Below are 22,207 nucleotides of genomic sequence, written 5' to 3' on the forward strand. Positions count from 1 at the left end.
GCGCTCGAGTTGTTATTCCTGCGGATCGGTGCCGGCTTCGCGGGTCGCGGCCGGTACCTGCGTCCCGTCGCGGAAACGGACATCGGAGGCCAGGTCTTCGGCTTCGGCCGCGCGTTGCGCGTCGGAGTGCTCGGCGAGGTAGTCGAACACGGCGTAGCAAAGATTTTCACAGCCCTGGCCAGTCAGCGCCGAGATCTCGAACACCGGACCGTCCCAGCCGAAGCCTTCGAGGAACGCCGCCACGCGCGCTTCGCGATCGTCCTCAGGCACCATGTCCAGCTTGTTCAGCACAAGCCAGCGCGGCTTCTGATAAAGCTCTTCGTCGTACTTGCGCAGTTCGTTGACGATCGCCTTCGCTTCGGCGACCGGATCGATCGATTCATCGAACGGTGCGATGTCGACGATGTGCAGCAGCAGCCCGGTGCGCTGCAGGTGACGCAGGAATTGATGGCCTAGGCCGGCGCCTTCCGCCGCGCCTTCGATCAGCCCCGGAATGTCGGCAATCACGAAGCTGCGGCTCGGCCCGACGCGCACGACGCCGAGGTTCGGCGCGAGCGTCGTGAACGGGTAATCGGCGATTTTCGGCTTCGCGTTCGACACCGACGAGATAAACGTCGACTTGCCCGCATTCGGCATGCCGAGCAGACCGACGTCGGCCAGCACTTTCAGTTCGAGGCGGACCATCCGGCGCTCGCCCGGCTTGCCGTCGGTCTTCTGACGCGGCGCGCGGTTCGTGCTGGACTTGAAATGGAGGTTGCCGAGGCCGCCGGCTCCCCCTTGGGCGATTTGCACGCTCTGGTTGTGCTCGGTCAGATCGGCGATCAGCTCGCCGGTTTCCATGTCCGTGATGGTGGTGCCGACCGGCATGCGCAGCGTGATGTCATCACCGCCCTTGCCGTAGCAATCCGAGCCGCGGCCGTTTTCGCCGTTGCGCGCCAGATGTTTTTTCGCGTAGCGGTAATCGATCAGCGTGTTGATGTTGCGGTCAGCCACCGCGATCACGCTGCCGCCCCGCCCGCCGTCACCGCCATCGGGGCCGCCGAACGGGACGAACTTCTCGCGGCGCATCGACGCGCTGCCATCCCCTCCGTCGCCGGCGATGACTTCAATCCTCGCTTCGTCAATGAACTTCATTTGTTACTCCGTCCCGTGGTGTACTGCCCGATTCGATGCAGGGGTTGACACTGATTGGATGCTGCTATTTTGCCGCGCGCGCCGCGCGTTGATCAATCGACCGAACGGCATAGTCCGCCGATGAGGAGCGGTCGGCTGCGCGGCTTCGGCGCCAAGCTACGGAGGCGCCGCAATAAAAAAAGCCCCGCGAACTTCGCGGGGCCTTTTTCCGGTCCTGAAGCCCGTGCCTGATTAAACTCAGGCTGCCGGGACGACGGAAACGGTGTGCTTCTTCGCCGCGCCCTTCGTCGAGAACTGGACGTGGCCGTCCTTCAGCGCGAACAGGGTGTGATCCTTGCCCATGCCGACGTTCTCGCCAGCGTGCATGCGCGTACCGCGCTGACGCACGATGATGCCACCAGCGTTAATAGCCTGGCCGCCGTAAACCTTAACGCCGAGGCGCTTCGATTCGGAGTCGCGGCCGTTCCGGGACGATCCGCCTGCCTTTTTGTGTGCCATTTGATTTGCTCCTTAACCGGTGCGCTTACGCGTTGATCGCGTCGATGCGCAGTTCGGTATAGTTCTGGCGGTGGCCGCCATGCTTCTGGTAGTGCTTCCGGCGACGCATCTTGAAGATCGTCACTTTGGCGTGACGACCTTGCGACACGACGGTAGCCTTGACGGAAGCCCCACTGACCAGCGGCGTACCGAACTTAATCGATTCGCCTTCGCCCACTGCGAGAACCTGGTCGAGCGTGATTTCAGCGTCAATGTCTGCCGGTATCTGTTCTACTTTAAGTTTTTCGCCGACGGCAACCTTGTACTGCTTGCCACCGGTTTTTATGACCGCGTACATTGAGAACCTCACTCTGTATTCATTTTTCCCACGCACCGCGCGCGGAAACCCTCAATTATACATAGAGTTAGCTGCTCGGTCAAAACCTGCTTACCAAACCGTCTACCGTCCGGCTTTGCCCTCCCTCGCAGGCGCGCGCAGATGGCATACCTGCGACGCGCGGCGCCCCGCAGACGGCCTTGGCAGGCGCCCCGCGCGCGATGCGGAACGCATCCACGCCGCAGCCGACGACCCGGAAGCGCCCCGATCGCCTTATAATTCGCGGCACTACCCAATTCAGCCATCATGTCGTCGACTGCCACCACCTCCCCCAACGTCGCCAGCCTGCTTGCTCCGATCGCCGAAGACATGCAGCAGGTCAATCGCGTCATCCGGCAACGTCTTGCGTCGGACGTGATGCTGATCAATCAGATTTCCGAGTACATCATCAGCGCCGGCGGCAAGCGGCTGCGGCCCGCGCTGCTGTTGCTGGTGGCGGGCGCGCTGGGCGATACGACGGGGCACCGGCACGAGCTGGCGGCGGTCGTCGAATTCATCCACACGGCCACGCTGCTGCATGACGACGTGGTCGACGAGTCCGACCTGAGGCGCGGCCGCCAGACCGCCAATGCGCTGTTCGGCAACGCGGCGAGCGTGCTGGTCGGTGACTTTCTTTACTCACGGTCGTTCCAGATGATGGTCGGCGTGGGCAAGATGCGCGTGATGGAAATTCTGTCGGAGGCGACCAACATCATCTCTGAAGGCGAAGTGCTGCAGTTGTTGAACATGCACGATGCCGACGTCGACGAAGCCCGTTACATGCAGGTGATCCGCTACAAGACCGCAAAGTTGTTCGAGGCGGCCGCCCAGCTCGGCGCTGTGCTGGCCGGCGCGGACGCGAAAACCGAAGCCGCCGCCGCCGAGTACGGTCGTCGCATCGGCACCGCGTTCCAGATCATGGACGACTGGCTCGACTACACGGGCACGGCCGAGTCGATGGGCAAGAACGCCGGCGACGATCTGCGCGAAGGCAAACCGACGCTTCCGCTCATCTATCTGATCGAACGCGGCACGCCCGAGCAGTCGGCGCTCGCGCGCGAAGCCATCGAGCAAGGTGGCACCGACCGTTTCGATACGATTTTCGACGCGATCACGCGCTCGGGCGCGCTGGATCACACGCTCGAGTGCGCGAAACAGGAGGCGCAGGCAGCCGCGGCAGCAATATCGTCATTTCCCCGTTCCATTTTCAAAGAGAGCCTGCTAGAATTATGTTCTTACTCGACGGCAAGACAGTCTTGAACGAAACTGAAACGCCGAATTAGTCTGTATCGAGTCAGCAGTACCCAATCGGGGTGTAGCTTAGCCTGGTAGAGCGCTACGTTCGGGACGTAGAGGCCGGAGGTTCGAATCCTCTCACCCCGACCAGATTCTCCTTGTAGCTCAAGGTTCAAAACCGCCGCAGCATTGCTGGGCGGTTTTTTGTTTTGCGCGGCGCTTTTTTCGTTGCTCTCGTGCTGCCCTTCGCCGCTTTCTTTCCTCCGGCTCGCCAGGCACAGCGCGTACGTTGCCACGTTGTCGTCCTAGCGGCGTCAGCCTTCGGCCACGCCGGAGCGCGCGGCCCCCTCTGCTATATTCTCTCCATCCTTTCCCTTATTTTTCACGACGCGTGGAACAACTTCCCTTATGGGCGCAGATCGGCGCCGTCCTTCTGCTGCTTGTCTGCTCCGCCTTCTTTTCCATTTCCGAGACAGCGATGATGGCGCTCAATCGTCATCGCCTCAAACATCTCGCCAGCAAGAACACGCTCGGCGCAAAGACGACTCAGGGCCTGCTCGCAAAAACCGATCAGCTGCTCGGCGTGATCCTCATAGGCAACAACCTGTTCAACACGATCATTCCGGTATTGACGACATCGCTCGCGCTGCATACGTTCGGCCGCAATAGCCTCGTGCTGTCGATCGCGACCGGTATCGTCGCGTTCCTCATTATCGTGTTCGCGGAGATCACACCGAAGATCGTCGGCGCGACGTTTCCCGAGAAAATCGCGCTGCCCGCGAGCCTGCTGATCGCGCCGTTGATGCGCGTCGCGAGACCACTGATCTGGTTTGTCAACCTGTTCGCGACCGGCATCCTGCGCGTGCTGCACATCAACACGAAGGGCGCGCGCGACCAGCGGCTGTCCACCGAAGAACTGCGCACCATCGTGCTCGAGTCGGGAAGCTTCATGCCCACCAAGCACCGCAGCATCCTGCTGAACCTGTTCGACCTCGAAAACATCTCCGTCGATGACGTGATGATCCCGCGTCGCCGTATCGAGGCCCTCGACTTCGATGCCCCGTTCGAACAGATCCTGCATCAACTGGAGACCTGCTATCACAACAAGCTGATCGTCTACCAGGGCGACATCGACCGCGTGCTCGGTGTGCTGCACGTGCGCAAGACGCTGTCAGCGCTGCACAACCAGGAGCTCGAGCGCGATACCTTGCGCGAGCTGCTCGCCGAGCCGTACTTCGTGCCAAGCGGCACGCCGGTGTTCCAGCAGCTGCAATACTTTCAGGAGAGCCGGCAACGCATCGCGCTCGTCGTCAACGAATACGGCGAACTGCAAGGCCTCGTCACACCGGAAGACATCATCGAAGAACTGATCGGCGAATTCACCACGTCGATTCCGCGTAGCGCCAGCTCACGCGGCGGCTGGAACGAGGCGGGCGAATGCATCGTCGCGGGAAGCATGCCGTTGCGCGAGCTCAACCGGTGGCTGCAACTCGGGCTGCCCACCGATGGCCCCAAAACGCTGAACGGCCTGATTCTCGAGATCCTCGAAGACATCCCCGACGGCGACGTCTGCGTGCGCATCGGAGACACCAAGCTCGAAGTGATGCGCAGCGACGATCAGGCGATCCGCACCGTCAAGCTCTTCAAACCGCCGTCGCGCACAAAGGCCGGTAAAGCAAGGTCAGGCTGAACTTCGCGCCGCCGCACGCTGATTCACGGTCAGCATCGCACAGGCTCGCGAAACGCGCCATTAGCCGAATGGCCGAATGGCATTCGGACGCCCGCAACCGGAAGATGAAGCCGTCATGTTCTAAAGGCGGTTCATCACCGGTCTCTCATGCAAACACCTTTTGCCACCGCTGCGGCATTGCCGCGCCCACTCGCTGTCGACGGCGAATCCAGCGCAACGAGTCTGAACGATCCCGACAACGCCCCAGCCGTGCGTCTGTTGACCGACACGTTGCACGAAGCGACGCGGCGCAATGCGTCGGATATCCACATCGAGCCGGCCGAGCATGGCTGGCGTGTGCGCCTGCGTATCGACGGCGTGCTGCATGAAATCCCGCGGCCGCCCGCCCATCTGCGCGACGCGTTCGTCACGCGTGTGAAAGTGCTCGCGCGCATGGACATCGCCGAGCGACGCGTGCCGCAGGACGGCCGGCTACGCCTGGCGACGTCGCCAGGGCGGCTCGAGGATTACCGCGTCAATTCGCTGCCGACACTGTTCGGCGAAAAGCTCGTGCTACGACGGCTCGACGCGTTGCCCGCCGATCTTTCGCTCGATTCGCTCGGCCTCGATCCGCGGCAGCGCGAAGCCGTCGACGCCGCGATCCGCGCGCCGCACGGTCTGATGCTCGTCACCGGACCGACGGGCAGCGGCAAGACACTATCGCTGTACTGCTTCCTGAACCTGCTGAACGGCGAGGCACGCAACCTCTGCTCGGTGGAAGACCCAGCCGAGATCCAGCTGGCCGGCATCAACCAGGTCAGCGTGCGCGAAAAAGCCGGACTGACTTTCGCGGTCGCGCTGCGGGCTTTTCTGCGTCAGGACCCGGACGTGATCATGGTTGGCGAAATCCGCGACAACGAAACCGCCGACGTTGCCGTGAAGGCCGCCCAAACCGGTCACCTCGTGCTGTCCACGCTGCATACGAACGACGCGCCCGCGGCCATCGCGCGGCTCATCGACATCGGCGTCGAGCCGTACAACCTTGCCGCCGCGCTGCGCATGGTGACCGCGCAGCGGCTGGTGCGGCGACTGTGCGTCGCATGCCGCGCGCCCGCGCCGCATTCGCCGGCGGCACTCCACGCCGCGGGCTTTGGCGAACATGAGCTCGACGGCTGGCAACCGTATGCGGCGACCGGCTGCGCGGTTTGTCATGGCATCGGCTATCGGGGGCGCGTCGGCATTCATCAGGTGATGCCCGTCTCCGACGCGATGCGTGAGCAGATCGTCGCGAGCGCGGGCGCGCACGAGCTGGCCCGCCTCGCGCAGATGGAGCAGGTCGCGACGTTACGCGACGCGGCGCTTGCGCGCGTGCGCGACGGCACCACGAGTCTCGCCGAAGCGCTCGCCGCCACGGAGGTCGCATGAGTACCGCCGCGCTGTCACCAACCCGGTCCGTCTCAGCCGACCTACGCTTCAGATGGCGCGGCGTCGACGCGGACGGCACGCGCCAAAGCGGCACGCTGATCGCGCCCGACGCGAGCGCCGCACGCACGATGCTCAAACGCGACAACCTCTTTATCGTCGAACTCGCAACGCAAGGGCCGGCGCCACGCCCGAAGACGAGCGCGGCCGCTGTCACGCTGTTCACGCGACAACTGTCCAGTCTGCTGCGTGCCGGTTTGCCGCTCGCGCCCGCGCTCGAACTACTCGCGCAGGCGTCGACGTCGGGTCAGCGGCAAGGCATGCCGCGCATCGTCGGCACTGTCGCGCGCGACATCACCGCCGGCCTGCGGTTTTCGGCGGCCTTGCAGCGGCACCCCGCGCAGTTCAATGCGCTGTATTGCCAGCTCGTCGAGGTGGGCGAAGCGGCGGGCGCGCTCGTCACCGTGCTCGCCCGCCTCGCCGACGATCGCGAACGCGCCGCTGCGCAGCGCGCGAAGGTGCGCGCGGCTCTCACCTATCCAGCCGCGATCCTGCTGCTCGCGCTCGCGATAACTGCCGCATTGCTGGTGTGGGTCGTGCCGACGTTCAAGCAGATCTTCGATGGCTTCGGCGCGAAGCTGCCCGCGCCGACGCAGTTCGTGCTGGCGCTCTCGGCGGCCGCCGCGCGCTGGAGTGTGCCGCTGTTCATACTGATGCTCGCAATGAGCTCGGCCATCACGCTCGTGCTGCGTCGTTCGGTTGGCGCGCGCATCCGCTTCGCGCGCCTGTCGCTCGACCTGCCGGTGGCCGGCCCGCTGCTGCGCACGCTGTGCGCGGCGCGCTGGAGTCGCGCGCTTGGCACCTTGCTGTCCGCCGGCACGCCGCTCGCCGACGCATTCGATTCGCTCACTCAGGCGACCGGCAATGCCTTCTTCGATCGCGCGACGGCAAGCATCGCCATCAGATTGCGGCGCGGCGAACGGCTCGCCGCGGCTATGCTCGCGGCCCGCTGCTTTCCTCCCGAAGTCGTGCAGCCCGTTGCGGTCGCGGAGGAATCCGGCGCGCTCGACAGCATGCTGCTCGATGTCGCGTCGCTTGCGGATCGCCAGGTCGACGACAGGATCGGCACGCTATCGAGCCTGTGTGAACCGCTCGTGATCGTCGTGCTCGGCACACTGGTCGGCGGCCTCGTCATCGCGATGTATCTTCCCATTATTCAACTCGGCAACGTGGTGTAGCATCGCAGCCGAATCCACTTCGTCACCATGCAGGCTCCTCTTCCGCTCGTGTCACAAACTTCCTCCAGCCTGCTCGCGGGCTTACTGCCGGGCCGCTTTGCCAGCGATATCGGCTTCGCGCTCGCGAGCCTGCCCGCCGGCGTGCAGATCGCATTCGCGATCGTGCTTGGCCTCGTGATTGGCAGCTTCCTGAACGTGGTCGTGCATCGATTGCCGATCATGCTCGAGCGTGCATGGCGCGCCGAAATCAGCGAGACCACCGACGTGCCGCCGCCAGACCACGGACTGCCCGCGCGCTACAATCTGTGGGCGCCGCGCAGCGCGTGCCCGCATTGCGGCCATGTGCTGAGCGCGTGGGAAAACTTGCCGGTGCTGAGCTACCTGCTGTTACGCGGCCGTTGTTCCGCGTGCGGCACGCATATCAGCGCACGCTATCCGCTGCTCGAAATCGCGAGCGCCGCTTTCGCGGCAGGCGCACTGATAGCGTTCGGCCCGACGCTGATGGCGCTCGCCGCGTTCGGCCTGTGCGCGACGTTGCTCGCGATGAGCGCGATTGACGTCGACACGCATTTGCTGCCCGACTCCTTGACGCTGCCGCTGTTGTGGGCCGGCCTGATCGTCAATTTCAACGGCATGTTCACGAATCTGCATGATGCCGTGCTCGGCGCTATCTTCGGATATCTGGCGTTGTGGGCCGTGCATTGGGCGTTCAAGCTCGTGCGTGGTATCGAAGGCATGGGCTATGGCGACTTCAAGCTGCTCGCCGCGCTCGGTGCGTGGCTCGGCTGGCCCGCGCTGCCGCAGATCGTGCTGGTCGCCGCGGTGGCCGGTGCCGTGATCGGCCTCGCGGCGACGTGGCGTGGCCGTATGCGCTTCGAGGAGCCGCTGCCGTTCGGGCCGTTTCTCGCGGCGGGCGGTGTGTTGACGCTGTTTGCCGGCACGCCGCTTTATCTGGCTCTGGGGGGCTGAACCATGTTCGTTGTGGGACTCACTGGCGGCATCGGCAGCGGCAAATCGACGGTGGCCGACCTGTTCGCCGCGCACGGCGTGCCGCTCGTCGACACGGACGTGATCGCGCATCGCATCACCGCGCCGCATGGCCTCGCAATGCCGCACATCGCCGCCGAATTCGGCGCGCAATTCGTCACCGCCGACGGCTCCCTCGATCGCGCGCGCATGCGCACGCTCGTGTTCAGCGACGAGACCGCGCGCAAACGTCTCGAAGGCATCACGCATCCGCTGATTCGCGCGGAAACCGAGCGCGAAGAGCGCGAAGCGAAAGGACCGTATGTGATCGTCGTGGTGCCGTTGCTGGTCGAGTCCGGGACCTGGAAGAACCGCGTGAATCGCGTGCTCACCGTCGATTGCAGCGTCGACACGCAGATCGCGCGTGTGATGAGCCGCAACGGCTTCAGCCGTGAGCAGGTGCTCGCAATCATTGCGCGCCAGGCCACGCGCGAAGCGCGGCTCGCCGCCGCCGACGACGTGATCGTCAATGACAATGCGCCGCTCGAAGAACTCGAGGCGCAGGTGGACGCTCACCATCAAGCCTATCTGTCGCTGGCGACGGGCGATGCCGAGTTGTAGCGCGCGCAGACGCGTCGTCACCGGCACATTGAACTTTGCGCGCACGCGGGAGCCGAAGCGCTCATAACACCGGGAACTCACAAAAAAGTTGCGAAAGCGCGCAGAAAAAGTGCGTGATTGCCTGGGTAGTCCCACGGCATTAGAATGTTTTGCATTCCTGTCACCGACCACGCCCGAGGCGAGCCCGCTTGATCCTTTACGAGTACCCCTTCAATGAGCGAATCCGGACGCTGTTGCGGCTCGAAGATCTGTTCGAGCGCTTCACGTTCTTTCTGACTCAGGAAGACGCGCGGGAACATCACGTCGCACTGACAACGCTGTTCGAAATCTCCGAAGTGGCGGGCCGCGCGGATCTGAAATCGGATCTGATGAAAGAGCTCGAGCGGCAGCGGCAAACGCTCGCGCCATTTCGCGGCAATCCGGGCATCGAGCAGAACGCGCTCGAAGCGGTGCTCGGCGAAATCGAGCAGACGCTTGCGGGGCTCACGCAGATGCAAGGCAAGACCGGCCAGCATCTTGCAGACAACGAGTGGCTCGCGAGCATTCGCAGCCGCGCAATCATCCCCGGTGGTACCTGCAAATTCGACCTGCCCTCGTATTACGCGTGGCAACAGTTGCATCCCGATCAGCGGCGCCAGGACATCGCCAAGTGGGTGACACCGCTTTTGCCGCTGCGCGACGCGGCCACCATCGTGCTGCGGCTCGCGCGTGAGTCGGGCCAGGCGTCGAAGGTGATGGCGATGCAAGGCAGCTATCAGCAAATGCTGTCGGGCCGCTCGTATCAATTGATGCAGGTTCGCGTCGCTCCCGAATTGCGCGTGATTCCCGAAGCGAGCGCCAACAAGTACATGCTGTGGGTGCGCTTTACGGTGCAGGACGGCGATCTGCGGCCGCGCGCGGTCGACGTCGACGTGCCGTTCCAACTCACGCTCTGCAGCCTGTAATCGCCTGTCAATCACCGCCGCATTGAGCAGCGCACACCGGATAGGACCGACCGCGCCTTTGAACCGGCGCGAAATAGCCCTATATTCGTTACTTGTTCCGTTTGCGATTGACCGTCCGACCGTATGCCTACCGTCGTCAAATGTCCTACCTGCGATAAAGATGTCCGCTGGACCTCCGAGAGCCGCTTCCGTCCGTTCTGCTCCGAGCGCTGCAAACAGATCGATCTGGGCGCATGGGCCGCCGAAAAATACAGGATTGGCGGCAACGAACAGGAAGGATCTTCGTCCGAAGAGGAAACGCCGCGCGGCGACTACAACCCGCACTGAGCGAGTCAGTAAAAAAGCCACGCGAACCGGCGCTGCCGATACAGCGCCCGCTACCGCGTGGCTTTTTCAGTCACTGCCTTCAATCAATCACTTCTTCTCAGCCGCGAGCCACTCCAGCACCGGGATCGTGGCCGGCAGCAACGGCGAGACATCCGCAGGCAAGCTCTGCCAGACGAAGGCCTGGCCTTCACGCCCGTGCGGCTCGCCCGACCACTGCGTCACCTTGCAGAAGAAGAGGCGCACATAGGCGTGCGGATAATCGTGTTCGAGCGTATGCCACAGATGGCTCGCCTCGACCTCGATTCCCAGCTCCTCGTGCAGCTCGCGCGCTAGCGCGGCCTCGACCGATTCGCCCGCTTCGAGCTTGCCGCCCGGAAACTCCCAGTAGCCCTCGTACGGCTTGCCCGTCGGACGCTGCGCGAGCAGATAGCGCCCATCCGGCTGCACCAGCACGCCGACCGCGACTTCGGTGACCGGACGGCCAGCGCCGTTGACGCCCACGCTATGGCCGGCGCTTTTGTTAGCGTCGCTCATGCCGGCGTCTTACGGCCGGACCAGTCGCGCGCGAACTGCCATGCGACCCGTCCCGAGCGCGAGCCACGTTCGAGCGCCCACACGAGCGCATCGCCGCGCGCCGATTCGATCTCGGCGTCGTCGCAGCCGAAGTGGCGCAGCCAGTGCGCGATGATCGTCAGGTAGTCGTCCTGCTTGAACGGATAGAAGCTGACCCACAGCCCGAAACGCTCGGACAGCGAAATCTTCTCTTCGACCAGTTCACCCGGATGAATCTCGCCGTCCGAAGTGTGCTTGTACGTCTCGTTGTCGCTCATGTACTCAGGCAGCAGATGGCGGCGGTTCGACGTCGCATAGATCAGTACGTTGTCGGACTGCGCGGCCACCGAGCCGTCGAGCGCGACCTTCAGCGCCTTGTAGCCCGACTCGCCTTCTTCGAACGACAGGTCGTCGCAGAACACGACGAAGCGCTCCGGCCGCTTCGCGATCAGATCGACGATGTCGCCGAGGTCGTGCAGATCGTCCTTGTCCACTTCGATCAGGCGCAGGCCGTCTTTCGCATACGCGTTCAGGCACGCCTTGATCAGCGACGACTTGCCGGTACCGCGCGCGCCCGTCAGCAGCACGTTGTTGGCCGGCTGAGCGCGCACGAACTGGCGCGTGTTCTGTTCGATCACCCCCTTCTGGCGATCGATGTTCTGCAGGTCGTCGAGCGTGATCGGCGAAATGGCATGCACCGGCTGCAAGTAGCCGCGCCCCTGGCGCTTGCGCCAGCGGAAAGCGACCGCGGCCGACCAGTCGATCTCCGGCGCGGCGGGCGGAAGCATCGCTTCCAGGCGGCCGAGCACGGCTTCGGCCCGGTTCAGAAACTGTTCGAGTTTGTCCATGGTAAGTAGGCGGCCCGTGGCCGCGCTTTGAAGCTGATTACGAGCGGTAGTCGGCGTTGATGCTCACGTAGTCGTGCGACAGATCGCAGGTCCAGATCGTGGCTTGCGCATTACCGCGACCGAGCACGACGCGAATGCCGATCTCGCTTTTTTTCATCACGCGCTGGCCGTCCTCTTCACGGTAGGCCGGGTTGCGGCCGCCGGCAGTCGCGACCAGCACGTCGTCCAGATACAGATCGATCTTGCCGACGTCGAGATCGTCGACGCCGGCATAGCCGATGGCCGCGAGAATACGGCCGAGGTTCGGGTCCGATGCATAGAAGGCCGTCTTGACGAGCGGCGAGTGGCCGATCGCGTAGGCGATCTGGCGGCATTCGCCGACGCTCGAGCCGCCTTCGACATGCACGGTCATGAATTTGGTCGCGCCCTCGCCGTCGCGCACGATCAGTTGCGCGAGGTTCTGCGCGACCTCGGTCACCGCGTCGCGCAGCGCTGCATAAGCGGGCGAATCGGTGGACGTGATCGCGGGCAGGCTCGATTTGCCCGACGCGATCAGGATGAACGAATCGTTGGTCGACGTATCGCCATCGATCGTGATGCAGTTGAACGAGCGATCCGCGACGTGCTTCACGAGCTCGTCGAGGACCGGCTGCGCGACGGCCGCGTCGAACGCGAGGAAGCCGAGCATGGTCGCCATGTTCGGCTTGATCATGCCGGCGCCCTTGCTGATGCCGGTCAGCGTGACGGTATGACCGCCGATCGTGACCTGGCGCGAGCTCGCCTTCGGCAGCGTGTCGGTCGTCATGATCGACTGCGCCGCGTCGTACCAGTTCGCTTCCTTGCGGTTCGCGAGCGCGGCCGGCAAGCCCGCCTTCAGACGATCGACCGGCAGCGGTTCGAGAATCACGCCCGTCGAGAACGGCAGCACCTGCTCGGGCACGATGTCGGCGAGACGCGCGAGTTCCGCGCAGGTTTCGCGCGTCGCGGCGAGGCCCGGCTCACCGGTGCCCGCGTTCGCGTTGCCGGTGTTGATCACCAGCGCGCGAATCGGCTTGCCGCCCGCGCGCACGCGCTGCAGGTTTTCGCGGCAGACCGTGACGGGCGCCGCGCAGAAGCGGTTCTGCGTGAACACGCCGCCTACCGTCGCGCCTTCGTCGACGGAAATGACGAGCACGTCCTTGCGGTTCGGTTTGCGGATATTCGCTTCCGCCCAGCCTAGCGTGACGCCGGCGACGGGGTGGAGTTGAGCGGGATCGATCGAGGGAAAGTTGACAGCCATGGTCGCGACCTGTCGAAGAAAATGCCGGCGGACGCCGGCATCGGAGAAACGGAACTGATGACCCGGGTGTGTTGCCGGGTCACCCGCGAAATCAGAACGGCCAAACGGCGCTTAAAAACGACACGGCGCGCCCGGAAGCGCGCCGCATCGCCATCAGGCGATCTTGCCGTGGCACTGCTTGTACTTCTTGCCGCTGCCGCACGGGCACGGGTCGTTGCGGCCGACCTTCGGCACGTTGTCGGCATTCATGTGCACGGCCGCCTGCGGCGCTGCGCCGTGGCCGTGGCTCATCGCGTCGCCGATCATCGCGGCGGTGGCCGCTTCGGCCGCGACCGGCGCGGCGGCGCCGGCTTCCGCGAACTCGGCATGACGGAACTCGACGTTCTCCAGATGACCTCCCTGCTCTTCCATCTGCTCCGCGGCCGCTTCGAGCTGCTCCGGCGACTGGATCTGCACGTTCATCACGATGCGCGTGACTTCGAGCTTCACGGCGTCGAGCATCGCGGCGAACAGTTCGAACGCCTCGCGCTTGTATTCCTGCTTCGGATTCTTCTGCGCATAGCCGCGCAGATGGATGCCCTGACGCAGATGATCGAGCGCGGCCAGATGCTCGCGCCACGCGCGGTCGAGCGTCTGCAGCATGATCGAGCGCTCGAACGCGCTGAACGATTCACGGCCGACCAGCTGGACCTTCGCCTCGTACCCTTCGTCCGCGGCGGCCTCGACCGCTTCGAGAATCTCTTCCGCGCTGATCGAGTTCGACTCGTTGATCATTTCCTGAATCGCGAGGTCGAGCTGCCATTCGTTGCGCAGCACTTCCTCGAGCTCGGGCACGTCCCACTGCTCTTCGATGCTGCCCGCCGGCACGAACTGATGCACGATGTCGCCGACCACGCCGTGACGCATCGCGCTGATGGTCTCGGTGATGTCGTTCGCTTCGAGCAGTTCGTTGCGCTGCTGGTAGATCACCTTGCGCTGGTCGTTCGATACGTCGTCGTATTCGAGCAATTGCTTACGAATATCGAAGTTGCGCGCCTCGACCTTGCGTTGCGCCGATTCAATCGAGCGCGACACGATGCCCGCTTCGATCGCCTCGCCTTCCGGCATCTTCAGGCGGTCCATGATCGCGCGCACGCGGTCGCCCGCGAAAATGCGCAGCAGCGGATCTTCCAGCGACAGATAGAAGCGCGACGAACCCGGGTCGCCCTGACGGCCCGCACGGCCGCGCAGCTGGTTGTCGATCCGGCGCGACTCGTGACGTTCGGTGCCGATGATGTGCAGACCACCCGCGGCCTTCACCTGATCGTGCAGCGTCTGCCATTCGTCGTGCAGCTTCTGGATGCGGCGCTGCTTTTCGTCGGCGGCGAGCGTTTCGTCCTGCTCGATGAACGACGCCTGCTTCTCCGCGTTGCCGCCGAGCACGATGTCCGTACCACGGCCGGCCATGTTGGTCGCGATCGTGACGCGCTGCGGACGGCCCGCTTCGGCGACGATCTCCGCTTCGCGCGCGTGCTGCTTCGCGTTCAGCACTTCGTGCGACAAGCTGACCTGCTTCAGCAGATGCGACAGCAGCTCCGAGTTCTCGATCGACGTCGTGCCAACCAGCACCGGCTGACCTCGTTCGAAGCACTCGCGAATGTCGCGGATCACCGCGTCGTAGCGTTCCTTCGCGGTCTTGTAGATCTGATCCTGCTTGTCGATCCGCTTCGGCGGACGGTTGGTCGGGATCACGACCGTTTCGAGACCGTAGATCTCGTTGAATTCGTACGCTTCGGTGTCGGCCGTGCCGGTCATGCCGGCCAGCTTCGCGTACATGCGGAAGTAGTTCTGGAACGTGATCGATGCGAGCGTCTGGTTCTCGCTCTGGATTTTCACGTGTTCCTTCGCCTCGACCGCCTGGTGCAGACCGTCAGACCACCGGCGGCCGGCCATCAGACGGCCGGTAAATTCGTCGACGATGATCACTTCGCCGTTCTGCACGACGTAGTGCTGATCCTTGAAGAACAGCGTGTGCGCGCGCAACGCCGCGTACACGTGGTGCATCAGCGTGATGTTCTGCGGCGCGTACAGGCTTTCGCCGTCGCCGATCAGGCCCCACTCGGAGAGCAGGCGCTCGGCCTTTTCGTGGCCCGACTCGGTCAGGAAGACCTGACGGCCTTTTTCGTCCAGCGTGTAGTCGCCCGGCTTCTCGACGCCGGTGCCGTCCGCCTTCTCTTCGCCGATCTGGCGCTCGAGCAGCGGCGGCAGCGCGTTCATGCGCACGTAGAGTTCGGTGTGATCTTCGGCCTGGCCGGAGATGATCAGCGGCGTACGCGCTTCGTCGATCAGGATCGAGTCCACCTCGTCGACGACCGCGAAGTTCAGGCTACGCTGCACGCGCGCGTCGGTCTCGTAGACCATGTTGTCGCGCAGGTAGTCGAAGCCGAATTCGTTGTTGGTGCCGTAGGTGATGTCGGCGGCGTAGGCTTGCTGCTTCGCCGTGTGCTCCATCTGCGACAGGTTGATACCGACCGACAGACCGAGGAAGTTGTAGAGACGCGCCATCCATTCGGCGTCGCGCTGCGCGAGGTAGTCGTTGACCGTGACCACGTGGACGCCGCGGCCCGACAGCGCGTTCAGGTAGACCGGCAGCGTCGCGACGAGCGTCTTGCCCTCGCCGGTGCGCATTTCGCTGATCTTGCCGTAGTGCAGCGCCATACCGCCGATCAGCTGCACGTCGAAGTGGCGCATCTTCAGCACCCGCTTGCTGGCCTCGCGGCAGACCGCGAACGCTTCCGGCAGGATCTTGTCGAGCGATTCGCCGCTCGCGACGCGCTGGCGGAATTCACCCGTTTTGGCGCGCAGTTGGTCATCCGTCAATTGCTCGATCTGCGGCTCGAGCGCATTGATCGCCGCGACGGTCTTTTGATATTGCTTGACTAGCCGCTGATTACGGCTGCCAAAAATCTTCTGTAGAAAACCGGTGGTCATCGGATCGGTGTCTGCGTCGCGGCTTCGGCTGGCTCGCGGTATGCACTATGCGCATACCGCGCCTGGGTCGGAAAGTCCTCGGCGGCTTAGTCCAAGAGTAAATTCGAATCGGGCATTTTAGCACGCGCCTCCGGCCGCGCTCGTGTCGCAGGCGTGACGGCGCCGGCCTCCACCAGCCCCGCCCGGCAACCTCCGGCGCGGCGCGGACCGACTTCGCAAGCTGCCCGCGCGGTACAATCGCGGCGTGAGCGCGCATGGGGCGAGCTCACGTCGTCAATCCCAAACATGAGCCGTTTTTCGTCCTTTTCAAGGCCGCCGAAGCAGTTCGATCGGCGCCGTCCGCAACCGCTTGCCGAGGTACTCGCCCGCACGGACGCGTTCGCTGCGCTGCGCGCAGGCGTCGAGCAGATCGCCGCGCTCGAGAAGGATCTGCGCGAGCTGCTGCCCGATTATCTGGCGACGAGCGTCGAGCCTGGCTTCATCAAGGAAGGCGTGCTGGCCCTGTTCGCCGCGCACAACGCGCTCGCGGCGCGTCTGCGGCATCTCGAGCCGCGGCTGCTGGCGGATTTGCAGCAGCGCGGCTGGCCCGTGCAGGCGCTGAAGATTCGCGTGCGGCCGCAGCCGCTGAAAGAACCGCCGCCCGTAAAACAGGCGCGCATGACGCCGGCAGGCGCCGCCGCGCTGCAGGCGTTGAGCGAATCGCTCGAGCCTTCGCCGTTGCAGGAGGCGCTCGCGCGCATGGCCGCGCGGCATCGGCGCAATCGCTGAACGCTCGACGAAAAAAACGGCCCCGAGGGGCCGTTTTTCATTTGCTTGCCTGTTACGCTGGCTTTATGCGAACGCAGTCTGCGTCTCGTACGCGAAGCCGCGCGGGGCCTTCTGCGTGTCGTCGAAAGTGACGATTTCGTACGAGTCTTCGTGCGCGAGCAGCTCACGCAGCAACGCGTTGTTCAGACCGTGGCCCGACTTGTACGCGGTGTACGACGCGAGCAGCGGGTGGCCGACCACGTACAGGTCGCCGATGGCGTCGAGCATTTTGTGCTTGACGAACTCGTCGTCGTAACGCAAGCCGTCGTTGTTCAGGATGCGATACTCGTCGAGCACGATCGCGTTGTCCATGCTGCCGCCGCGCGCGAGGCCGAGCTCACGCATCATTTCCACTTCATGCGCGAAGCCGAACGTGCGGGCACGCGCGATTTCGCGCACGTACGACGTGTTGGCGAAATCCACTTCCAACGCCTGACCGGTTTTGTCCACGGCCGGGTGACGGAAGTCGATCGTGAATTTGAGCTTGAAACCGAAGTACGGATCGAGGCGCGCGAACTTGTCGCCGTCACGGATTTCAACCGGCTTCGTGACCTTGATGAATTTCTTCGGCGCGTTCTGCTCTTCGATACCGGCCGACTGGATCAGGAACACGAACGAACCCGCGCTGCCGTCCATGATCGGGATTTCCTCGGCGGTGACGTCGACGTAAAGGTTGTCGATGCCAAGACCGGCGCAGGCGGACATCAGATGCTCGATGGTCGACACGCGCGCGCCGTCTTTCTGCAACACGGAAGCCAGACGCGTATCGCCAATCGCCAGCGCCGACGCAGGAATGTCCACCGGCGTGGGCAAATCCACGCGCGAAAATACGATGCCAGTGCCCGGCGCCGCCGGGCGGAGCGTCAGATTGACTTTACGGCCGGAGTGCAGCCCGATGCCGACAGTCTTGACGATCGATTTAATTGTGCGCTGCTTCAACATGGTGGTATTCTGTTCGATTGAAAATCCTAATCAGGATTTTTTATTCCATAGCGCGAATTATACTCCAATCCCCAGACCAGCGTCTTTGCGGGGAACGTGACAATCTGTTTCGCTGCATTACCCACTGAGCTCAGCGACGGAAAGCGTGACGGGCCGATGCCCCGGAATGGAGGCGTTTCCGGTCATCGGCCCGCGTAACGGCCTGTCACAAAAGCGTCGTAATCACCGTTGCCGTAACGCCACGCGGCATAAGCGCGGGGTCGCGACGAAGGTGCGACGTCAGCAACTAGCTCAACGTGGCGAGAATACTCGCTGCATCGCTGACTTCGAATTTGCCGGAAGCCTCGACGTTCAGCGTCTTGACCACGCCGTCGTCGATCACCATCGCGTAGCGCAGGGAACGGATCCCCATGCCGCGCGCCGACAGATCCTGCTCCAGACCAAGCGCCCGTGTGAAAGCCGCACTACCGTCCGCCATCATGCGCACCTTGCCCGAGGTGTGCTGATCGCGTCCCCACGCGCCCATGACGAACGCGTCGTTGACGGACACGCACCAGATTTCGTCGATGCCGGCAGCGCGCAACTGCTCGGCATGCTCGACATAGCCAGGTACATGTTTGGCCGAACAGGTCGGCGTGAACGCGCCGGGCAATCCGAAGATCACCACGCGCTTGCCCGCCGTCTGCTCGTGCACGTCGAAACTGTTCGGTCCGATCGTGCAGCCCGCCCGGTCGTCTTCGACGTACTCGAAGAGCGTCGCGTCGGGCAGCTTTTCACCTTCCTTGATCATGCTCAGTCCTTTGCATCGATGCGAAGCACGCTCGCACGTCCTCGTGTCGCAGTGAATTTCGGTTCGGCCCATTCAACTCTGAGCCAACGCCGTTCGGCGGCAGCCACTTCGTCCGCTTCGCTAATCCGCAGAGGGCAGTTGCCCCTGCCGCAAATCAGACGATAAGCGACCTGCTTGCCGTTCACCCGCCACGCTCGTGCATTCGTCCGCCAGCGCTGCATCTGCGACCTTACTCGCAACGCGGCAACGAAGCCTGCCCGTGCGCTCAGTCCGCCTGCTTGCGCAGGAATGCCGGAATGTCGTACGTATCGACGCCCTTTTCCTGCAGCGCCTGCACGTGCGAGGCCGCCGTGTCGCGCGACGTGCGCCACACTGCCGGCGTATCGAGCGCGCCGTAGTCGGCCGTGCTGGCGTGGCCTGCCGCCGGTGCGTACGCCGCATGCGCCATCGCGCCGATCGGCTGGTTGTCGGTGCCGGTGCGCAGCAGCGTCATCGGTGCAGATTGCTGCTTCTTCGCCGCGCGGCCGAGGCCCGTCGCAACGACCGTCACGCGCAGCGCGTCGCCCATCGCGTCGTCGTACACGGCGCCGAAGATCACCGTGGCATCTTCCGCGGCATAGCTCTTGATCGTGTTCATCACTTCGCGCGTTTCCGACAGACGCAGCGAACGGCTCGACGTGATGTTGACCAGCACGCCACGCGCGCCCGACAGATCGACGCCTTCCAGCAGCGGGCTCGCGACGGCCTGTTCGGCCGCAAGACGCGCGCGATCGACGCCGGCAACCGTCGCCGTGCCCATCATCGCCTTGCCCTGCTCGCCCATCACGGTCTTCACGTCTTCGAAGTCGACGTTGACGAGACCGTCGACGTTGATGATTTCCGCAATGCCCGCGACCGCGTTGTTCAGAACGTCGTCAGCGCACTGGAAGCACTTGTCCATCTCGGCGTCGTCGCCCATCACCTCGAACAGCTTGTCGTTCAGCACGACGATCAGCGAGTCGACGTGATCCTCCAGTTGCTGCGAACCGGCTTCCGCCACGCGCATACGCTTGCCGCCTTCGAATTCGAACGGCTTGCTGACGACGCCTACGGTCAAAATACCCATTTCCTTCGCGATCTGCGCGACGACCGGTGCCGCGCCCGTGCCGGTACCGCCCCCCATGCCGGCGGTGATGAACACCATGTGCGCGCCGCGCAGTGCGTCGGCGATACGCTCGCGTGCTTCTTCAGCGGCGGCGCGGCCCATTTCCGGCTTGGCGCCGGCGCCCAGACCCGTGTTGCCGAGCTGGATCACCGCGGTGGCGCGCGAACGCGACAGCGCCTGCGCGTCCGTGTTCATCACGATGAAGTCGACGCCTTGCACGCCTTTGTTGATCATGTGCTGAACGGCATTGCCGCCAGCGCCACCGACTCCGACGACCTTGATGATCGTGCCGCTCGTTTCGGTTTCCAGCATCTGGAATTCCATGTTGCCTCCGTCAAGATAAAAAGTTACCGCCACTCGGCGTTATCCGGCAGGAGATCGGGCAACCCCCTGTCGCGCGCCGGCCGCCGGCACCAGCGCGAATTTCTCGAAACCCGTGGTCAGAAGTTGCCGAGGAACCAGTCCTTCATGCGCGAGAACACCTGTCCCATCGACCCCGACTGCACCGCAACCTTGCGCCCGCGCATACGCTGCGAGCGTCCTTCGACGAGCAGACCCATCGCCGTCGAATAGCGCGGATTGCGCACGACGTCGGCGAGACCGCCCGCATACTCCGGCACGCCGATGCGCACCGGCTTCAGGAAAATGTCCTCACCGAGCTCGACCATGCCGATCATCATCGACGCGCCGCCCGTCAGCACGACGCCCGAGCTCAGCAGTTCCTCATAACCCGACTCGCGCACCACCTGCTGCACGAGCGAAAACAGTTCTTCGACGCGCGGCTCGATCACGGCCGCCAATGCCTGGCGCGACAGCGTGCGCGGACCGCGCTCGCCGAGACCCGGCACTTCGATCATCTCGTCCGGATCGGCGAGCGCCTGCTTGGCGATGCCGTAGTCGACCTTGATGTCCTCGGCATCCGGCGTCGGCGTTCGCAGCGCCATCGCGATGTCGCTCGTGATCTGGTCGCCGGCGATCGGAATCACGGCCGTATGGCGAATCGCGCCTTCGCTGAAGATCGCGATGTCCGTCGTGCCGCCGCCGATGTCGACCAGCACCACGCCCAGTTCCTTTTCGTCTTCCGTCAGCACCGCGAGCGACGACGCGAGCGGCTGCAGAATCAGGTCGTTCACTTCGAGGCCGCAGCGACGCACGCACTTGACGATGTTCTGCGCCGCGCTCACGGCACCGGTCACGATATGCACCTTCACTTCGAGGCGGATGCCGCTCATGCCGATCGGCTCGCGCACGTCTTCCTGACCGTCGATGATGAATTCCTGCGTGAGGATATGCAGCACCTGCTGGTCGGTCGGAATGTTGATCGCCTTCGCGGTTTCGATTACGCGCGCGACGTCGGCCTGCGTGACTTCCTTCTCCTTGATCGCGACCATGCCGCTCGAATTGAAGCTGCGGATATGGCTGCCGGCGATCCCGGTGAACACGTTCGTGATCTTGCAGTCGGCCATCAGCTCGGCTTCCTCGAGCGCGCGTTGAATCGACTGCACGGTGGCTTCGATATTCACCACCACGCCCTTCTTGAGCCCCTTCGATTCGCTCTGGCCGAGACCGATCACCTCGTAGTGACCCTCGCCCTTCAACTCGGCGACGATGGCCACTACCTTCGACGTTCCGATGTCGAGGGCGACCAGCAGATCTTTATAGTCTTTACTCATAGCGTGCTCAGTGCGTGTGATGTCCGTTTACTTCTTGCCCTTGTCGGGTTCGCTGATGAAGCGCATGCCAGTGGCACGAATCGCGAAACCGTTCGGATAGCGCAAGTCCGCATTCTCGATATCCTTTCCCCAACGTTGCGTCACCGCGCTCCATGCCGCGGTCAGGCGCTTGCTGCGATCGGCCAGCGTGTCCTGATTGCGTTCGCGGCCCAACTCCACCTGCGTGCCGTTCGACAGCTTCACCGTCCACGCGTAGCGCGGCGACAGCGTCACTTCCTCGGGCGTCTCGTGGATCGCCGCGAACCACTTCTGGAAGTCGTGATAACGCGCGACGACTTCCTTCGCCGTACCGTCCGGGCCGTCGAACGCCGGCAGGTCTCCGTCGAGCTCGCCCTGGTTCGCGGTGAACAGCTCGCCGTCGACGCTCACCAGTTGATCGCTGCCCCACGTCCCAAGCGGCTTGTACTCCTCGAGCGTGACAGCCAGTGCATTCGGCCACACGCGCCTCACGCTCGCGTGACGCACCCACGGCATCTGCTCGAACGCCTGCCGTGCGGCGTCGAGATCGACCGTGAAGTAGTTGCCCTTCAGTCGCCCCACCACGCCGGCGCGTACCGTCGGCGAATTGATGTGCTCGGTATCGCCGTCGATCTGGATCTCGCGCAGCGCGAAATTCGGGCGCTGGATCAGCCAGTAACCGCCCGCCGCCAGCAGCACGAGCACCAGCAACGCGTGCAGCGCGTTGCTGGCGAGATTGAGCTGGCGAACGTTGTTCCACATGGTGTCGCTTGC

The 22,207-nt window shown here is 63.9% G+C and carries 21 protein-coding genes and 1 tRNA gene; 10 read left to right on the forward strand and 12 right to left on the reverse strand.

Annotated features, from left to right (window positions below; translation table 11 throughout):
- Window positions 1-12: 12 nt before the first annotated feature.
- The 3 genes from cgtA to rplU form a co-directional block, all read right to left on the reverse strand.
- The gene (cgtA, locus tag HDG37_RS21235; protein ID WP_184051016.1) at window positions 13-1,134 is read right to left on the reverse strand and encodes an Obg family GTPase CgtA; all 1,122 of its coding nucleotides are present in this window, start codon (window positions 1,132-1,134) and stop codon (window positions 13-15) included.
- 237 nt (window positions 1,135-1,371) lie between these two features.
- Window positions 1,372-1,632: a 50S ribosomal protein L27 gene (gene rpmA, locus HDG37_RS21240; RefSeq protein ID WP_008923994.1), complete on the reverse strand. Its 261-nt coding sequence runs from the start codon at window positions 1,630-1,632 to the stop codon at window positions 1,372-1,374.
- 25 nt (window positions 1,633-1,657) lie between these two features.
- Complete coding sequence (rplU, locus tag HDG37_RS21245; RefSeq protein ID WP_007180329.1) at window positions 1,658-1,969, reverse strand: 50S ribosomal protein L21; 312 nt, start codon at window positions 1,967-1,969, stop codon at window positions 1,658-1,660.
- Between the two features lie 285 nt (window positions 1,970-2,254).
- Here rplU and HDG37_RS21250 point away from each other — a divergent pair, with 285 nt between their 5' ends.
- From HDG37_RS21250 to yacG, 9 genes are all read left to right on the forward strand, one after another.
- Entirely contained in the window at window positions 2,255-3,247 is a 993-nt protein-coding gene (locus HDG37_RS21250; RefSeq protein WP_184051018.1) for a polyprenyl synthetase family protein, read from the forward strand.
- A 49-nt stretch (window positions 3,248-3,296) separates the two neighbouring features.
- Window positions 3,297-3,373: transfer RNA gene (locus tag HDG37_RS21255), tRNA-Pro, on the forward strand.
- Window positions 3,374-3,614: 241 nt separating this feature from the next.
- The gene (locus HDG37_RS21260; protein WP_184051020.1) at window positions 3,615-4,913 is read left to right on the forward strand and encodes an HlyC/CorC family transporter; all 1,299 of its coding nucleotides are present in this window, start codon (window positions 3,615-3,617) and stop codon (window positions 4,911-4,913) included.
- Window positions 4,914-5,060: 147 nt separating this feature from the next.
- Window positions 5,061-6,317, forward strand: a complete 1,257-nt coding sequence (locus HDG37_RS21265) for a GspE/PulE family protein (protein WP_184051022.1) — start codon at window positions 5,061-5,063, stop codon at window positions 6,315-6,317.
- A complete protein-coding gene (locus HDG37_RS21270; protein ID WP_184051024.1) occupies window positions 6,314-7,552 on the forward strand; it encodes a type II secretion system F family protein in 1,239 nt (412 codons plus the stop codon). The genes HDG37_RS21265 and HDG37_RS21270 overlap by 4 nt, the downstream gene beginning before the upstream one ends.
- A gap of 27 nt (window positions 7,553-7,579) precedes the next feature.
- Entirely contained in the window at window positions 7,580-8,521 is a 942-nt protein-coding gene (locus HDG37_RS21275; protein ID WP_184051026.1) for an A24 family peptidase, read from the forward strand.
- Between the two features lie 3 nt (window positions 8,522-8,524).
- Window positions 8,525-9,139 carry a dephospho-CoA kinase gene (gene coaE / locus HDG37_RS21280; RefSeq protein ID WP_184051028.1) on the forward strand — a complete coding sequence of 205 codons (615 nt, stop codon included), beginning with the start codon at window positions 8,525-8,527 and terminating at the stop codon, window positions 9,137-9,139.
- Window positions 9,140-9,327: 188 nt separating this feature from the next.
- The gene (gene zapD, locus HDG37_RS21285) at window positions 9,328-10,083 is read left to right on the forward strand and encodes a cell division protein ZapD (RefSeq protein ID WP_008921182.1); all 756 of its coding nucleotides are present in this window, start codon (window positions 9,328-9,330) and stop codon (window positions 10,081-10,083) included.
- A gap of 123 nt (window positions 10,084-10,206) precedes the next feature.
- Window positions 10,207-10,410: a DNA gyrase inhibitor YacG gene (yacG, locus tag HDG37_RS21290; RefSeq protein WP_184051030.1), complete on the forward strand. Its 204-nt coding sequence runs from the start codon at window positions 10,207-10,209 to the stop codon at window positions 10,408-10,410.
- 87 nt (window positions 10,411-10,497) lie between these two features.
- Here yacG and HDG37_RS21295 read toward each other — a convergent pair whose 3' ends face one another.
- The 4 genes from HDG37_RS21295 to secA form a co-directional block, all read right to left on the reverse strand.
- Window positions 10,498-10,944, reverse strand: coding sequence for an NUDIX domain-containing protein (locus tag HDG37_RS21295; protein WP_184051032.1), 447 nt, complete (start codon window positions 10,942-10,944; stop codon window positions 10,498-10,500).
- Window positions 10,941-11,810 (reverse strand): ATP-binding protein, encoded by an 870-nt coding sequence (locus HDG37_RS21300; RefSeq protein ID WP_184051034.1) that lies wholly within the window; start codon window positions 11,808-11,810, stop codon window positions 10,941-10,943. Before HDG37_RS21300 ends, HDG37_RS21295 begins: the two co-directional genes overlap by 4 nt.
- Before the next feature lie 37 nt (window positions 11,811-11,847).
- A complete protein-coding gene (gene argJ, locus HDG37_RS21305; RefSeq protein ID WP_184022870.1) occupies window positions 11,848-13,089 on the reverse strand; it encodes a bifunctional glutamate N-acetyltransferase/amino-acid acetyltransferase ArgJ in 1,242 nt (413 codons plus the stop codon).
- 153 nt (window positions 13,090-13,242) lie between these two features.
- Window positions 13,243-16,059, reverse strand: coding sequence for a preprotein translocase subunit SecA (secA, locus tag HDG37_RS21310; protein WP_184051036.1), 2,817 nt, complete (start codon window positions 16,057-16,059; stop codon window positions 13,243-13,245).
- Between the two features lie 285 nt (window positions 16,060-16,344).
- Between secA and HDG37_RS21315 the strand changes: the two genes are divergently transcribed.
- The gene (locus tag HDG37_RS21315) at window positions 16,345-16,827 is read left to right on the forward strand and encodes a DciA family protein (protein WP_184051038.1); all 483 of its coding nucleotides are present in this window, start codon (window positions 16,345-16,347) and stop codon (window positions 16,825-16,827) included.
- A 63-nt stretch (window positions 16,828-16,890) separates the two neighbouring features.
- On the opposite strand, the gene lpxC is transcribed toward HDG37_RS21315, so the two are convergent.
- The 5 genes from lpxC to HDG37_RS21340 form a co-directional block, all read right to left on the reverse strand.
- Window positions 16,891-17,808, reverse strand: a complete 918-nt coding sequence (gene lpxC, locus HDG37_RS21320; protein WP_090801955.1) for a UDP-3-O-acyl-N-acetylglucosamine deacetylase — start codon at window positions 17,806-17,808, stop codon at window positions 16,891-16,893.
- Window positions 17,809-18,094: 286 nt separating this feature from the next.
- Window positions 18,095-18,598, reverse strand: a complete 504-nt coding sequence (locus HDG37_RS21325; protein WP_184051040.1) for a peroxiredoxin — start codon at window positions 18,596-18,598, stop codon at window positions 18,095-18,097.
- A gap of 265 nt (window positions 18,599-18,863) precedes the next feature.
- Window positions 18,864-20,066, reverse strand: coding sequence for a cell division protein FtsZ (gene ftsZ, locus HDG37_RS21330; RefSeq protein ID WP_184006597.1), 1,203 nt, complete (start codon window positions 20,064-20,066; stop codon window positions 18,864-18,866).
- 116 nt (window positions 20,067-20,182) lie between these two features.
- On the reverse strand, window positions 20,183-21,415 hold the full coding sequence (gene ftsA / locus HDG37_RS21335) for a cell division protein FtsA (RefSeq protein WP_008921172.1): 1,233 nt from the start codon (window positions 21,413-21,415) through the stop codon (window positions 20,183-20,185).
- Between the two features lie 27 nt (window positions 21,416-21,442).
- A complete protein-coding gene (locus tag HDG37_RS21340; RefSeq protein ID WP_184051056.1) occupies window positions 21,443-22,195 on the reverse strand; it encodes a cell division protein FtsQ/DivIB in 753 nt (250 codons plus the stop codon).
- Between the last annotated feature and the right edge of the window lie 12 nt (window positions 22,196-22,207).

Source organism: Paraburkholderia sp. MM5384-R2 (assembly GCF_014201025.1).
Lineage (GTDB): Bacteria > Pseudomonadota > Gammaproteobacteria > Burkholderiales > Burkholderiaceae > Paraburkholderia > Paraburkholderia tuberum.

Bases quoted from the DNA above. Each gene is read 5' to 3' on its own strand.
- cgtA (WP_184051016.1), bottom strand. From the start codon at position 1,134: ATGAAGTTCATTGACGAAGCGAGGATTGAAGTCATCGCCGGCGACGGA.
- rpmA (WP_008923994.1), bottom strand. From the start codon at position 1,632: ATGGCACACAAAAAGGCAGGCGGATCGTCCCGGAACGGCCGCGACTCC.
- rplU (WP_007180329.1), bottom strand. From the start codon at position 1,969: ATGTACGCGGTCATAAAAACCGGTGGCAAGCAGTACAAGGTTGCCGTC.
- HDG37_RS21250 (WP_184051018.1), top strand. From the start codon at position 2,255: ATGTCGTCGACTGCCACCACCTCCCCCAACGTCGCCAGCCTGCTTGCT.
- HDG37_RS21265 (WP_184051022.1), top strand. From the start codon at position 5,061: ATGCAAACACCTTTTGCCACCGCTGCGGCATTGCCGCGCCCACTCGCT.
- HDG37_RS21270 (WP_184051024.1), top strand. From the start codon at position 6,314: ATGAGTACCGCCGCGCTGTCACCAACCCGGTCCGTCTCAGCCGACCTA.
- HDG37_RS21275 (WP_184051026.1), top strand. From the start codon at position 7,580: ATGCAGGCTCCTCTTCCGCTCGTGTCACAAACTTCCTCCAGCCTGCTC.
- coaE (WP_184051028.1), top strand. From the start codon at position 8,525: ATGTTCGTTGTGGGACTCACTGGCGGCATCGGCAGCGGCAAATCGACG.
- yacG (WP_184051030.1), top strand. From the start codon at position 10,207: ATGCCTACCGTCGTCAAATGTCCTACCTGCGATAAAGATGTCCGCTGG.
- HDG37_RS21295 (WP_184051032.1), bottom strand. From the start codon at position 10,944: ATGAGCGACGCTAACAAAAGCGCCGGCCATAGCGTGGGCGTCAACGGC.
- HDG37_RS21300 (WP_184051034.1), bottom strand. From the start codon at position 11,810: ATGGACAAACTCGAACAGTTTCTGAACCGGGCCGAAGCCGTGCTCGGC.
- argJ (WP_184022870.1), bottom strand. From the start codon at position 13,089: ATGGCTGTCAACTTTCCCTCGATCGATCCCGCTCAACTCCACCCCGTC.
- secA (WP_184051036.1), bottom strand. From the start codon at position 16,059: ATGACCACCGGTTTTCTACAGAAGATTTTTGGCAGCCGTAATCAGCGG.
- HDG37_RS21315 (WP_184051038.1), top strand. From the start codon at position 16,345: ATGAGCCGTTTTTCGTCCTTTTCAAGGCCGCCGAAGCAGTTCGATCGG.
- lpxC (WP_090801955.1), bottom strand. From the start codon at position 17,808: ATGTTGAAGCAGCGCACAATTAAATCGATCGTCAAGACTGTCGGCATC.
- HDG37_RS21325 (WP_184051040.1), bottom strand. From the start codon at position 18,598: ATGATCAAGGAAGGTGAAAAGCTGCCCGACGCGACGCTCTTCGAGTAC.
- ftsZ (WP_184006597.1), bottom strand. From the start codon at position 20,066: ATGGAATTCCAGATGCTGGAAACCGAAACGAGCGGCACGATCATCAAG.
- ftsA (WP_008921172.1), bottom strand. From the start codon at position 21,415: ATGAGTAAAGACTATAAAGATCTGCTGGTCGCCCTCGACATCGGAACG.
- HDG37_RS21340 (WP_184051056.1), bottom strand. From the start codon at position 22,195: ATGTGGAACAACGTTCGCCAGCTCAATCTCGCCAGCAACGCGCTGCAC.